This is a genomic window from Actinosynnema sp. NPDC050436 (assembly GCF_040655415.1).
Taxonomy (GTDB): Bacteria; Actinomycetota; Actinomycetes; order Mycobacteriales; family Pseudonocardiaceae; genus Actinosynnema.
Genome location: NZ_JBFAJV010000007.1, coordinates 217,373 through 231,130, shown reverse-complemented (window position 1 = coordinate 231,130; position 13,758 = coordinate 217,373). Strand labels below are relative to the sequence as shown.

General features: G+C 76.1%; 5 protein-coding genes. 4 read left to right on the top strand and 1 reads right to left on the bottom strand.

Annotated features, from left to right (window positions below):
- Nucleotides 1-11: 11 nt before the first annotated feature.
- Nucleotides 12-980, bottom strand: a complete 969-nt coding sequence (locus AB0I60_RS19515; protein ID WP_360731666.1) for a DMT family transporter — start codon at nucleotides 978-980, stop codon at nucleotides 12-14.
- Here AB0I60_RS19515 and AB0I60_RS19510 point away from each other — a divergent pair.
- The 4 genes from AB0I60_RS19510 (at nucleotide 979) to AB0I60_RS19495 (ending at nucleotide 13,525) form a co-directional block, all read left to right on the top strand.
- Nucleotides 979-2,385, top strand: a complete 1,407-nt coding sequence (locus tag AB0I60_RS19510; RefSeq protein ID WP_360731664.1) for a PLP-dependent aminotransferase family protein — start codon at nucleotides 979-981, stop codon at nucleotides 2,383-2,385. The genes AB0I60_RS19515 and AB0I60_RS19510 overlap by 2 nt on opposite strands.
- A gap of 91 nt (nucleotides 2,386-2,476) precedes the next feature.
- Nucleotides 2,477-4,759: a non-ribosomal peptide synthetase gene (locus AB0I60_RS19505; RefSeq protein WP_360731662.1), complete on the top strand. Its 2,283-nt coding sequence runs from the start codon at nucleotides 2,477-2,479 to the stop codon at nucleotides 4,757-4,759.
- Entirely contained in the window at nucleotides 4,752-6,710 is a 1,959-nt protein-coding gene (locus AB0I60_RS19500) for a beta-ketoacyl synthase N-terminal-like domain-containing protein (protein ID WP_360731660.1), read from the top strand. The genes AB0I60_RS19505 and AB0I60_RS19500 overlap by 8 nt, the downstream gene beginning before the upstream one ends.
- Entirely contained in the window at nucleotides 6,707-13,525 is a 6,819-nt protein-coding gene (locus tag AB0I60_RS19495; RefSeq protein WP_360731659.1) for an amino acid adenylation domain-containing protein, read from the top strand. Before AB0I60_RS19500 ends, AB0I60_RS19495 begins: the two co-directional genes overlap by 4 nt.
- The last annotated feature ends 233 nt before the right edge of the window (nucleotides 13,526-13,758 follow it).

Below are 13,758 nucleotides of genomic sequence, written 5' to 3'. Positions count from 1 at the left end.
GGCACCCCGGATCAGGTGCGCTCCGGCCCGGTCCGGACGACCCCCGGCGCGGACCCGGTCGTCGACCCGAGCCGGGCGCGCACGGCGACGGCCGCGCTGGCGACGACCGCGAGCCCGCCGAGGGCCGTCGACCAGGTCAGCTCCTCGCCCAGCAGCAGCGCGGCCCAGCTGATCGTCAACACCGGCTGGACCAGCTGCACCTGGCTCACCCGCGCCATCGGGCCGATGGCGAGCCCCCGGTACCAGGCGAAGAAGCCCAGGAACATGCTCACCCCGGCCAGGTAGCCGAACGCCGCCCACTCGACGGCCGTGCCGGTCGGCGGCTGCCGCGCGACTGCCACGCCGGTGAGCACCGCCATGAGCGGCGCGGAGAGCACGAGCGCCCAGGACACCGTCTGCCACGCGCCGAGTTCGCGCGCGAGAAGGCCGCCCTCGGCGTACCCGATGCCGGCCGCCAGCACCGCGCCCAGCAGCAGCAGGTCCGACCAGTGCAGGCCGCCGACGCCGCCGCCCTGCGCGGCGGCGAACCCCACGGCGGCGACCGCGCCCACGGCGGCCATGGCCCAGAACGACGGCGGCGGGCGCTCCCGCCCGCGCAGCACCGCGATCACGGCGGTGACCGCCGGCAGCAGGGCGATCACGACGGCGCTGTGGCCGGCCGACGCGGTGGTCAGCGCGAAGGAGGTCAGCAGCGGGAACCCGGCGACCACTCCCCCGCCGACGACCGCGAGCCGGGCCCACTGGGCGCCGCGCGGCCGTCGCTGGCCGGTGACCGCCAGCGCGACGGCGGCGAGCACCGCCGCGACGACCGCGCGGCCGGCACCGACGAACAGCGGTGACATCCCGCCGGCGACGACGACCCTGGTGAACGGGACGGTGAACGAGAACGCGCCCACCCCGAGCAGGCCCCACCACAGCCCGGCCCGCGACGCGGGTAGCACCGTCGGCTTGGTGAGGGTAGCGCTACTGTTGCCACTCATGTCCGACGATAGCAGTGCCCGGATCGTGGCCGACCTGCACGAGTGGATCGCGTCCGCGCCGCCGGGCGCGCGGCTGCCGTCCACCCGGTCGCTGGTCGCCCGGTACGCGGCGAGCCCGGTCACCGTGCAGAAGGCGGTGCGGGCTCTGGGAGCCCGGGGCCTGGTGGAGAGCAGGCCGGGTGTCGGGACGTTCGTCCGCGCGGTGCCCACCGCGCGCCCGAACGACTACGGCTGGCAGACGTCGGCGCTGGGGGCGCCCCGGTTCCGCGACGCGCGCCGGTCCACCGCGCTGCGCACCGCCCCGAACGACGTGATCGCGCTGCACTCCGGCTACCCGGACCGCGAACTGCTGCCCGAACGCCTGGTGCGGGCCGCGTTCTCCCGCGCGGCGCGCGGCGACGCCGCCGTGCGCCGACCGCCGACCGCCGGGCTGCCGGAGCTCCAGGCGTGGTTCGCGGCCGAGCTGGGCGCGTTCGGGGCGGCCCGCCCGTCGGCCGGCGACGTCGTCGTGTTCCCGGGCAGCCAGAGCGCGCTGAGCACGGCGTTCCGCGCGCTGGTCGGCCCGGACCGCCCGCTGCTGGTCGAGTCGCCGACGTACTGGGGCGCGCTGCTGGCCGCCGCCCAGGTCGGCGTCCGGGTCGTGCCCGTGCCGTCCGGCCCGCAGGGGCCCGACCCGGACGAGGTGGCGCGCGCGTTCGCGTCCACCGGGGCGCGGGCGTTCTACGCGCAGCCGAACTTCGCCAACCCGACCGGCGCGCGGTGGTCGCCCGACCTGGCCGACCGGGTGCTGGACGTGGTGCGCCGGCACGGCGCGTTCCTGGTCGAGGACGACTGGGCGCACGACTTCGGCATCACCGCCGACCCGGTCCCCATCGCGGCCCGCGACGACGGCGGGCACGTGGTGCACCTGCGGTCGCTGACCAAGAGCGTGTCGCCGGCGGTGCGGGTGGCCGGCGTCGTCGCGCGCGGCCCGGCCCGGGAGCGCATCCTGGCCGACGTCGAGGCCGTGTCGATGTACGTCAGCGGCGTGCTCCAGGCCGTCGCGCTCGACGTGGTCACCCAGCCCGCGTGGCGCCGCTACCGGCGCGACCTGCGCCACCAGCTCGCCGCCCGCCGCGACCTGCTGGTCGCCGCCGTCCACGAGCACGTGCCGACCGCGAGCCTGACCGCCGTGCCGCAGGGCGGCCTGAACCTGTGGCTGCGCCTGCCGGACGGCACCGACCTGGCCCGGCTCGTCCGGGACTGCGACGCGGCCGGCGTCGTGATCGCGTCGGGCGACGAGTGGTTCCCCGCCGAACCGACCGCACCCCACCTCAGGCTGAACTTCACCGGCCCCGACCCCGGCGCGTTCCCGGACGGCGCCCGGGTGATCGGCCGCGCCCTGGCCGACCAGGCGCGGCCCTGACCACGGGCGGGGGTCGGATCGGGCGCATGACCACCGCACACGTCCCGGTGGCCGGCTGTGGGCCGAGAAGTCCGGCGACGGGACGCCCCTGGTGCTGCTGCACGGCTCCGTCCGCGACAGCGGTCTGTGGGGCGGCGTGTTCCTCGCGCTCGACTCCGCCCCGGAGCACCTCGCGCGGGTGCGCTCGCTGACGCTCGTCGCCGCGTCGGCCGGTGGCCACGAGTGGCCGCCGTCCCCCGAACTCGACGCCTGCGTGGAGGCCGACCGGGGAAGCGACGCCGCCCGCCTGGCCGCCCTGGAACTCGCGCTGTGGACCCCGCTGGGCGACCGCGCGCCGAGCTACCCGGCGATCGAGGCCATGGTCACCGACAACGCCGGGGTGCGGGCGGCCGTCGAGAAGGGCCACGCCCGGTTCCCGGAGCAGGACGCCGTCGACCACCTCGTCCGCGTCGCGCGGCATCCCCGGCGCGGGTCGTGCGGCCCGAAGCGCCGCAGCCGCCCCGATTCCCGATCGGGTGTACGGGAAGTGTGTCCGGGGTTACAGTCGAGCGCGGCTCCGGTCGCCGACGCACACACCACTGGGGGGAGCGTGCGCGATTTGTCGACAACGCCCGTCCACGTCCTCATCGGCGAGCGAACGGCCGCCGCACCCGACGCGCTCGCGGTCTCCGACGGCGCGCGGAGCCTGACCTACCGGGAGCTGGACCGCGCCTCGGCCGGGCTGGCCGGGCGGTTGCACGCGGCGGGGGCGCGGGCCGGCGGCGCGGTCGGGGTGGTGCTGCCGCGCGGTGCCGATCTGGTCGTCGCCCAGCTCGCGGCCCTGCGGCTGGGAGCGGCGATCGTGCCGCTGGACCCGGTCAACCCGCCCGCCCGGCTCGCCCTGATGCTGGAGCGGGCCGACCCGGCGGTCGTCGTCACCGGGCCCGACCACGCCGATCTGCCTTACCCGACCATCGCGGTCGACGGACCACCTGCGCCTCCGGTAGGGCCCGCCGCGCCGGTCCACCCCGACCAGCTCGCCTACGTCACCTACACCTCCGGCTCCACGGGCACGCCCAAGGGCGTGATGTCCACCCACCGGTCGCTGGCCGCGACGGTCGACTGGTCGCGGCGGCTGCTCGCGCTCACCCCCGCCGACCGGGTCGGCATGACCGCCTCGCCCGGGTTCGACGTCAGCGTGCTGGACACCCTGGCCGCGCTGGCGTCCGGCGCGAGCGTGCACGCCCCCGACGCCGCGCTGCTGTCCTCCCCCGCCGACCTGCGGGAGTGGCTGCTCGCCGAGCGGATCACCACGTGCTTCCTGCCGACGCCGGTCGGCGCGACCGCGCTCGCGCTGCGCTGGCCGGCCGACTGCGCGCTGCGCGTGCTGCACGTCGGCGGCGCGGCCCTGCACCGGCACCCCGACCCGGGGCTGCCGTTCGAGGTGCTCAACCTGTACGGGCTGACCGAGGTCGGGGTGTGGAGCACGTGGTCGCGGCTGCGGCCCGGCGGCGACGGCGTGCCGCCGATCGGCCGGCCGGTGGACGGCGCGGAGGTGCACGTACTCGACGACCGGATGCGGCCCGCGCCGGTCGGCGAGGTCGGCGAGGTCCACCTGGGCGGCGTCGGCACGGCGCGCGGCTACCTGGGCGAGCCCGGCCTGACGGCCGACCGGTTCGTCCCGCACCCGTGGGCGGCGGGCGCGCGCCTGTACCGGACCGGCGACCGCGCCCGGTGGCGGCCGGACGGCGAGCTGGACTTCGTCGGCCGGACCGACCACCAGGTGCAGGGCAGCGGCGGGGTGCGGATCGAGCCGGGCGAGGTCGAGGCCGCGCTCGTCGCGCACCCCGGCGTCGACCAGGCGGTGGTGACCGCCCCGGACGGGCGGCTGGTCGCCCACGTCACCGGCAACCCGGACGTCGAGGCGCTGCGCGGGCACCTGGCCGCGCGGCTGCCCCGCTACATGCTCCCCGACGAGTACGTGGTGCTGGACCGCCTCCCGCTCACCGCGACCGGCAAGGTCGACCGCAGCGCCCTGCCCGACGCGGCCCGGCGGGCGGCGTCCGCGCCGTACGAACCGCCCGGGACCGACCTGCAACGGCAGCTCGTCGGGATCTGGCAGACCGTGCTGGGCCTGGACCGGGTCGGCATCCACGACAGCTTCTTCGACATCGGCGGCAACTCGATGTCCCTGGTGCAGGTCTACGGCCACCTCGTGCAGGTCGCGTCCCGGGACGTGACGCTGGTCGAGCTGTACGAGTTCCCCACCATCGCCGCGTTCTCCCGCCACCTGGAGGCGGGCCTCCCCCGAGCCGTGGCACCGACGCCCACGCGCCCGGACCGGGCCGGGGTGGCGCGGCGCCGCCGGAGCAGGATCGAGGGCAGCGGTGACTGACACCCACATCGCCGTGGTCGGCGTCGCGGGCCGGTTCGCCGGCGCGGCCGACCTGGACGCCTACTGGCAGACCGTCGTCACCGGGGCGTCGGCCGTGCGCGAGCTGACCACCGACGAGCTGCTGGCCGCCGGCGAGGACCCGGCGCTGCTGGCCGACCCGGCGTACGTGCGCCGGTACGGCAAGCTCGACCGGGCGGAGTGGTTCGACGCGGAGTTCTTCGGCTACGCGCCGGTCGACGCGGTGCTCAGCGACCCGCAGCACCGGGTGTTCCTGGAGACCTGCTGGCAGGCCATGGAGAACGCGGGCTACCCGCCGTCCGCGACGGACGCGGTGGTCGGCGTGTACGGCGGCTGCGGGCAGTCCCGGTACTGGTCGCTGGTCGGCCGGCACCGCGACCGGTTCCCGGGCCTGGACGACGTGCGGCTGGCGATGGTCGCGGGCGCGGACCACCTGTGCCTGCGGGTGTCGCACAAGCTGGGGCTGACCGGGCCGAGCATGACCGTGCTGTCGACGTGCTCGACCGCGCTGGTCGCGGTGCACCAGGCGAGCCAGGCGCTGCTGTTCGGCGACTGCGACCTGGCGCTGGCGGGCGGGGTGTCGGTGCGGGTGCCGGCGCGCGGCGCGGTGGCGCGGGCGGGCAGCGTGCTCTCGCCGGACGGGGTGTGCCGCGCGTTCGACGCCAAGGCCGACGGCACGGTGTTCGGCGACGGCGCGGGCGTGGTGGTGCTCAAGCGCTACGCCGACGCGGTGGAGGACGGCGACCACATCCACGCCGTGCTGCGCGGTTCGGCGGTGAACAACGACGGCGGCGACCGCGTGGGCTACGGCGCGCCGGGCGTGGCCGGGCAGGCCCGGGTGGTCCGGTCGGCGCTCGCGGCGGCCGAGGTGGACCCGGCGACCGTCGACTACGTCGAGTCGCACGGCACCGGCACCAGGGTCGGCGACCCGATCGAGGTGGCCGCGCTCACCAGGGCGTTCGGCGGCGGGCGGCCGGGATCGACCGTGCTGGGCACGGTCAAGCCCAACATCGGCCACACCGACGCCGCCTCGGGGATCGCCGGGCTGCTGAAGGTCGTGCTCGCGCTGCGCCACCGGGTGCTGCCGCCGAGCGCGAACTTCGAGCAGCCCAACCCGGACATCGACTTCGCGGCCGGCCCGTTCGCGGTCCGCACGCGGGCGGCGCCGTGGCCGGACCCGGGGCACCCCCGGCGGGCGGGGGTCAGCTCGTTCGGGATCGGCTCGACCAACGCGCACGTCGTGGTGGAGGAAGCGCCCGCGCCGCGCCCCTCCGCGCCGCCGCGACCGCACCGGCTGCTGCTCCTCTCGGCGACCACGGACGCCGCGCTGCGGCAGGCGAGGACCGAACTGGCCGCGCACCTGGCGGCGCACCCCGAGCAGTCGCTGGACGACGTGGCCTACACGCTCCAGGTCGGCCGGGTCGCGTTCCCGCGCCGCTGGTGCGCGGTTGTCACCGACCACGCCGACGCGATCCGGTCGCTGACCGACGACCGGCCGGACATCGAGGACGGCGAGGCCCGGGAGTTGCAACGGCTCGGCGCGCGGTGGCTCGCGGGCGAGGCGGTCGCGCCGGTCGAACGCCGCCTGCGCGTCCCGCTGCCCACCTACCCGTTCCAGCGACAGCGGTACGTCGTGGAACCGGAACCGGCCGCCCCGCCCGTCGTCACCGCGAAGCCGGACCCGCCGTCGTGGCAGGCGGACGACGTCGTGGCGACCGTGGCCCTGCTGTTCGCCGAGGTGCTGCACCAGCCGCAGGTGGACGAGGACGACGACTTCTTCGCGCTCGGCGGCGACTCGCTCATCGCCGTCGCGCTGATCGCCCGCGTGGACGAGACGTTCGACGTGGCGCTCACCCCGGCCGAGGTCTTCGCCGACCCGACGCCGGCGGGGGTCGCCTCGGCCATCGGCGAACTCCTGGAGGGGGCACGATGACGGGTCCGGCGGGCGCTCCGCTCTCCTTCCCGCAGCAGCGGCTGTGGTTCCTCGACCAGCTCCTGCCGGGCACCACCGCCTACACCACGAGCTGGGCGGCGCGGCTGTCCGGCCCGCTCGACCCCGACGCGCTGTCCTGGAGCCTGCGCCGGATCGTGCAGCGGCACGAGGTGCTGCGCACCAGCTTCCCCGCGACCGGCGGCGAACCGGTGCAGGTCGTGCACCCCGCCGGGGAGGTCGCGCTGCGGCCGGTCGACCTCGGCGCGTCGCCGGAGCCGGCCGCCGAGGCGGTGCGCCGGATCGCCGCCGACCTCGCCACCCCGTTCGACCTGACCTCGGCACCGCCGCTGCGGCTGCGGCTCTACCGGCTGGGCGAGCGCGACCACGTGCTGTCCGCCGTGGTGCACCACATCCTGGTCGACGGGTGGTCCACCGGGCTGTTCTTCGGCGAGCTGGCCCGGCTCTACGCCGCGCGGGTCGAGGGCCGGCCCGACCCGCTGGCCCCGCTCCCGGCGCAGTACCGGGACTTCGCGCGCCGGCAGCGCGCGGAGGCGGGCGGCCCGGACCAGGCGGCGGCGCTCGCCTGGTGGCGCGAGCACCTGGCGGGCGCACCGACGCTGACCGACCTGCCGACCGACCTGCCGCGCCCGACCGTGCAGACGTTCGACGGCGCGACCCACCAGGTCCCGCTGCCCGGTGGGCTGTGGCGCGCGGTGGTCGACTGCGGCCGGGCGCACCGGGCCACGCCGTTCATGGTGCTGCACACCGCGCTCGCGGCCCTGCTGAGCCGGCTGACCGGCGCCACCGACCTGGTCGTCGGCAGCCCGGTCGCCGGGCGCACCCGCTCCGAGCACGAGCAGCTCATCGGCATGTTCACCAACACGCTGCCGCTGCGGGTGCGGCTCGACGGCGACCCCACCGGAACCGAGCTGCTCGACCGGGCGCGGGCCGTGGCGCTGGGCGCGTTCGCGCACGCCGACCTGCCGTTCGAGAAGCTGGTCGAGGAACTCCAGCCGGAACGGGTGATGAGCCACAACCCGCTGGTGCAGGTGATGCTGACGCTCCAGAACACCCGGCCGCCGGCCGTCGCGCCCGCACCCGCCGGGGCGCTGGGCGTGGAGCACTTCCCGATGGGCCTCGACGCGGCGTTCGTGGACCTGTGGCTGGAGGTCCGCCCGCCGTCCGGGCCGGACGCCGACGACGCGACCGCCCGGTTCGTCTACAAGTCCGACCTGTTCACCCCTGATGCCGTCGCGCGGCTGGCCGACCGGTTCCGGACGCTGCTCGCCGACCTCGCCGCGCGGCCGACCGCCCGGCTGTCCGAACTGGCCCTGCTCGACGCCGCCGAGCGCGCCCGGGTGCTCGACGTGTTCGGCGCGCAGCCGCTCGACCCGGACGTGCGGGACACCCTGCCGGGGCTGTTCGAGCGGCAGGCCGCGCGGACCCCGGACGCCGTCGCGGTCACCCTGGGGTCGGAGCGGCTGACCTACGCGCAGCTCAACCGGCGGGCCAACCGGCTCGCGCACCGGTTGCGCGACCTCGGCGTCGGGCCGGAGGCGCTGGTCGCCATCTGCACCGCGCGCGACCTCGACCTGGTCGTGTCGACGCTCGCCGTGCTCAAGGCCGGCGGCGCGTACGTGCCGCTGGACCCGACCAACCCGGCCGAGCGGCTGAAGTACGTCCTCGGCGACACGGGCGCGCGCGTGCTGCTGACCCAGGAGCACCTGCTCGACCGGTTCCCCGACCACGACGGCCCGACCGTGCTGCTGGACCTGCCCGTGGACGGGCCGGACCACGACCCGCCGCCGGTGACCGCACCCGACCACCTCGCGTACGTGATCTACACGTCCGGCTCGACCGGCCGGCCCAAGGGCGTGATGATCGAGCACCGCCAGGTCGTCCGGCTGATCACGGCCGCCGACGAGCACTTCGACTTCGACGGCACCGACGTGTGGGCACTGCTGCACTCGCACGCGTTCGACCTGTCGGTGTGGGAGATGTGGGGCGCGTTCAGCAAGGGCGGCCGGGTGGCGGTCGTGCCCGCCGACGCGGTCCGCGACCACGAAGCGCTGGTGGACCTGCTGCGCGCCGAGCGGGTCACCGTGCTCACGCAGACACCGCCCGCGTTCCGCGCGCTGCGCACGACGTTGACCGCGATCGGGCGGTCGTTCCGCGACTTGGACGTGCGCGCGGTCGTGTTCGGCGGCGACGCGTTGCACGTGCGCGAGCTGGAGCAGTGGTTCGCCGAGCACGGCGACGCGAAACCCGCGCTGGTCAACATGTACGGGATCACCGAGACGACCGTGCACGTCACCTACAAGCGGGTGCTCCGCGACGACCTGGCCGCCGCGCCGTCGTCGCCGATCGGCCGGGCGCTGCCGGACCTGCGCGGCTACGTGCTGGACGAGCGGCTGGAACCGGTGCCGGTCGGGGTGCCCGGGGAGCTGTTCGTCGCGGGCCACGGGCTGGCGCGCGGGTACCTGGACCGGCCGGGCCTCACGGCGTGGCGGTTCCTGCCCGAGCCGTTCAGCGGGGTGCCGGGCGCGCGCATGTACCGGACCGGCGACCGGGTGCGGTGGCTGCCCGGCGGGGCGCTGGAGTTCCTCGGCCGCACCGACCGGCAGGTGAAGGTGCGCGGCCACCGGGTCGAGCCGGGCGAGGTCGAGGCCGCGCTGCTGGAGCACCCGGCGGTCGGCGAGGCCGTCGTGCTGCCGCGCACCGACCGGGAGGGCGGCGTCGACCTGGTCGGCTACCTGTCGGTCGAGCCGGGCAGCGAGCTGGTGGCGCGGTCGAGCGCGGCCACCGTCGACGGCTGGGGCGAGGTGTTCGACCTGGCGTTCGACGGGCAGGCCGACCCGTTCGCCAGTTGGGACTCCAGCTACACCGGGGAGCCCATCCCGCGCGCGGCGATGGACGAGTGGCTCGACCACGCCGTGGCGCTGGTCGCCGGGGACCGGCCGCGCCGGGTGCTCGACGTCGGCTGCGGCACGGGGTTGTTCCTGCGCCGGCTCGCGCCGCTGTGCGAGCACTACGTCGGCACCGACGTGTCCGCCTCGGCGCTCGCGGCGGCCCGGGGGCAGGCGGAGCGGGCCGGGCTCGGCCCGGACCGGGTCGAGCTGCGCCGCCAGCCCGCCGACGACGTGACAGGGCTGGCCGACCGGCGGTTCGACGCGGTCCTGCTCGACTCGGTGGTCCAGTACTTCCCCTCGGTGGACTACCTGGTCACCGTGCTGCACCGGCTGCTCGGACTGGTCGCGCCCGGCGGTGTTCTGGTCGTCGGCGACGTCCGCCACCTCGGCCTGCTGGACGCGTTCCACACCTCGGTCGAGCGCCACCGCAGCGCCGACGACGAACCGGCGGCCGACCTGCGCGCCCGGGTCGCGCAGCGGGTGGGCGGCGAGAACGAACTGCTGGTGGACCCGGAGCTGTTCCGCAGGCTCGACGGCGTCACCTCCGTCGACCTCCGGCTCAAGCGCGGGTCGCACCACACCGAGATGGAGCGGTTCCGCTACGACGTGCTGCTCCGGGTCGGCGGGCCCGCGCCGCCGCGCGACCTGCCGGCCCGGCCGTGGCCCGGGACCGTGGCCGGGGTGCGCGCGCTGCTGGCCGAACGCCCGGACGTCGTCGCGGTGCGCGGCATCCCGAACGCCCGCGTCGCCGACGACCTGCGCGCGGCGGCCGTGCTCGCCGACCCGGCCGGAGCCCCGGCCACCGTCGGCGACCTCGCCGACCCGGCCGGGCCGCGCGGGGTCGACCCCGACCAGCTCGCCCGGGTCGTGGAAGACCTCGGCTACCGGGTCGTGCTGCGGTTGTCGGCGGCCGGCCCCGGGCTGTTCGACCTGGTGGCCGCCGCCGGCGGCGCACCGCCCGCCGAGCCGCCGGCACCGCGCGAGCGGGTCGACTGGTCGCGCTACGCGAACTTCTGCCTGCGCGACCGGTGGGAGGCCGAACTCGTGCCGTCCGTGCAGGCGCACCTGGCCGAGCGGCTGCCCGGACACCTGGTGCCCGCGCGGTTCGTCGTGCTCGACCGGCTGCCGCTCAACCGCAGCGGGAAGGTCGACCGGGACGCGCTGCCGCCGCCCGCCTCGGCGCGCGCCGACGACACCACGTTCGTCGCGCCGCGCACCGAGACCGAACGGCTGCTGGCCAGCGTGTGGGCCGAGGTGCTGGGGTTGGCGCGGGTCGGCGTGACGGACGACTTCTTCGCGTTGGGCGGCGACTCGCTGCGCAGCGTCCAGGTGGTCGGCCGGGCACGCGCGGAAGGGCTGGAACTCACCGCGCGGGGCATGTTCGAGCACCCGACGATCGCCGAGCTGGCCGCCGTGGCGCGGCCGGCCCGGGAGGTGCCGGCCCGGGTGCCGCTGACCACCGCCCAGCGGCTGCTGCGCGCCGCCGACCCGGTGTCGGTGGTGGCGGTGTCGGCCACGGCCCGGCTGGACCCGGAGCTGCTCGACGCCGCGCTGGCGTTCGTCGCCCGGCGGCACGACGCGCTGCGGCTCGCGCTCGACGGCGAGCACTGGTCGGTCGTGCCGGTGGAGCCGGCCGTGGTGTGGTGCCCGGATGTCGCCGAGGCGGTCGCGGGCTTCGACCCGGCCGTCGAGGTCGTGCGGCTCGTCGGCGCGGACCGGGATTCCGAAGTGCCGCAACGACTCGCGCTCGTGGTGCACCGGCAGGCCGTGGACGAGCGCGGGGTGCGCCTGCTGCTGGCGGAGCTGGGCCTGGCCTACCGGCAGCTCGCGGCCGGCGCGGCGATCCGGCTGCCGCACCGCCCGGTCGCCTTCACGGCGTGGGCGGCCGAGCAGCCGGCGGTGGCCGTGACGGCGGCCGTGGCGGGGACTGCCGAGGTGGTCGAGCACGTGCCGGGTGCCGAGCAGGTCGCGGCGATCACCGGTCCCCTGGCTGCGGCCTACCGGATGTCGACCGCCGAGGTGCTGCTCGCCGCCGCCGTGCTCGGCGTGCGGCGGTCGCGGCGCGGCGGGCTCTCGGTGTGCCGCCGGGCTGTGACGACGGGCGTCGGCCGGTTCGACGTCGTGGCGTCGCTGCCGCCGTCCGACGAGATCTCGCTGTCCTCGGTCAAGGAGCAGGTGCGGGCGGCCGTGCCCGGCGTCGAACCGGTCGTCGTGCGACTGGTGGACGTGGACGTCGCCAACCCGGAACCGTTGCTGCGCGGCACGTTCGACCACCGGGTCGAACGGCTCGGTGCCGATCTCGACGTGGTGGTGCGCTGGGACGGCGTCCACGCGCGGGTGCAGGCGGCCGGCACCGGCGCGGCGGACGCCGTCGCCGACGTGGCGCGCGCCTTCGCCGACCTCGCCGAGCACGCCGCCACCGAGGACATCGGCACGTGCACGCCGTCCGACTTCCCGCTGGCGGGCCTCGACCAGGAGACGCTGACTCGGGTCTTCGGCACCGGCCGGCACGTCGAGGACGTGTACCCGGTCGGCCCGCACCAGGACTGGATGCTCGCGCGCCACCGCGAGCGCGGCGAGCCGAGCCTGTACGGGTTCGACCTCACCTGGGCGGGCGAGGACATCGACCCCGAGGCGTGGGCGCGGGCGTGGGGCGTGGTCGTGGCCCGCCAGCCCACCCTGCGCACGGGCGTGCTCACCGAGGGCGTGCCGAGGCCGTTGCAGGTGGTCCACCGCGCGGTGCCGCTGCGGTTCGAGGTCGAGGACTGGCGGCACCTCGACGCCGCCGAGCAGGCCCGCCGGCGGCACGCCCACATGGACGAGTGGTACTCGCGCGGCTTCGACCCGGCGGAGCCCGGACAGTCGCGGCACGCCCTGTTCCGGGTCGGCGAGCGCGCGTACTGGTGGACCTGGTTCGTCAACTACCTGCTGTTCGACGGCGTCTCGTTCTACCGGGCGTTCCACGAGGCGGAGACCGTCTACCGGGCGATCCTCGACGGCGTCGAACCGGACCTGCCCGAGGTCGTCGCCCCGGTCCGGTACGTCGAGTGGTTCGAGCGGCGCGACCTCGCTCCCGCGCTGGACCATTGGCGGGCGCGGCTGGCCGGCTTCACCACGGCGACACCGCTCGTGCACCGGCTCGCCGGCGACCTGTCCGCGCCGAGGCACCCGCAGCGGACCGGCCGGTCGGCCATGGTGTCGCGCCGGGCGAGCGCCGCGCTGCGCGTCACCGCCCGGCGGCACCAACTGACGCTGTTCACGCTCGTGCAGGCCGCGTGGGCGTTGCTGCTGCACGACATCACGGGTGAGACCGACGTGCTGTTCGGCAACGTCGTCGGCGGGCGGCCGGACGAGGTGCCCGGCGCGGAACAGGTCGTCGGCTACAGCAACCTGCACCTGCCCGCACGCGTGACCGTCGACCCGGCCGCACCGCTCGTGGCGTGGCTGCGCGAACTCCAGGCGTCCCAGGTGGAGGACCGGGCGCACCAGTGGGTCCCGTTGCGGCGCATCAAGGAGGTCGGCGAGGTCGCGGACGGAGCGGACCTCTACGAGTCGTGCCTGTTCTTCATGGACGGTCCGCTGCGCGCGGCACCCCGGTCGGAGACCTGGCGGCGGGTGATCGGCGGGGCCAACACCGAGCACGACGTGCGCGTGGTGGTCGGACCTGCGGAGACGATCTCGCTGAGCCTGGTCTACAACGCGGGGACGTTCGCCGACGACCGGATGGACGTGGTGCTGCGCAAGGTGTGCACGGCGCTCGACCGGATGACGGCGTCGCTGGACGGCACGGTGGCCGACCTGCTCGCGGCGCTGGCCGTCCCGGACGAGGTCGACATCATCGCGCGCGAGGACCAACTGCTGTTCGGCACCACGCCACGGCCGACCGTCGACCTGGCCGGCGGCTGACCCGACGCCGGTCGGGGAGGACTTTTCCGAACGGCGGGGAATTTCGGTTGTCGAGGTTGTCGGGGGAGCCGCTGCGGACGACTCTCCGCTCACCCTGGACACCCACTCGGGCGAGGCACCCGAATCCACGCCCGCGATTCACTCCGATCTCGCCGCGAACACTTTCCCCGATCGCGCCATGCCGTCACACCACCGATATACCCGCCTGACCGGGATCAGTCGACCCTCCGTGA

Excerpts from the sequence above, each read along its gene's own strand:
- AB0I60_RS19510 (WP_360731664.1), top strand. The coding sequence starts at position 979 with ATGTCCGACGATAGCAGTGCCCGGATCGTGGCCGACCTGCACGAGTGG.
- AB0I60_RS19515 (WP_360731666.1), bottom strand. The coding sequence starts at position 980 with ATGAGTGGCAACAGTAGCGCTACCCTCACCAAGCCGACGGTGCTACCC.
- AB0I60_RS19495 (WP_360731659.1), top strand. The coding sequence starts at position 6,707 with ATGACGGGTCCGGCGGGCGCTCCGCTCTCCTTCCCGCAGCAGCGGCTG.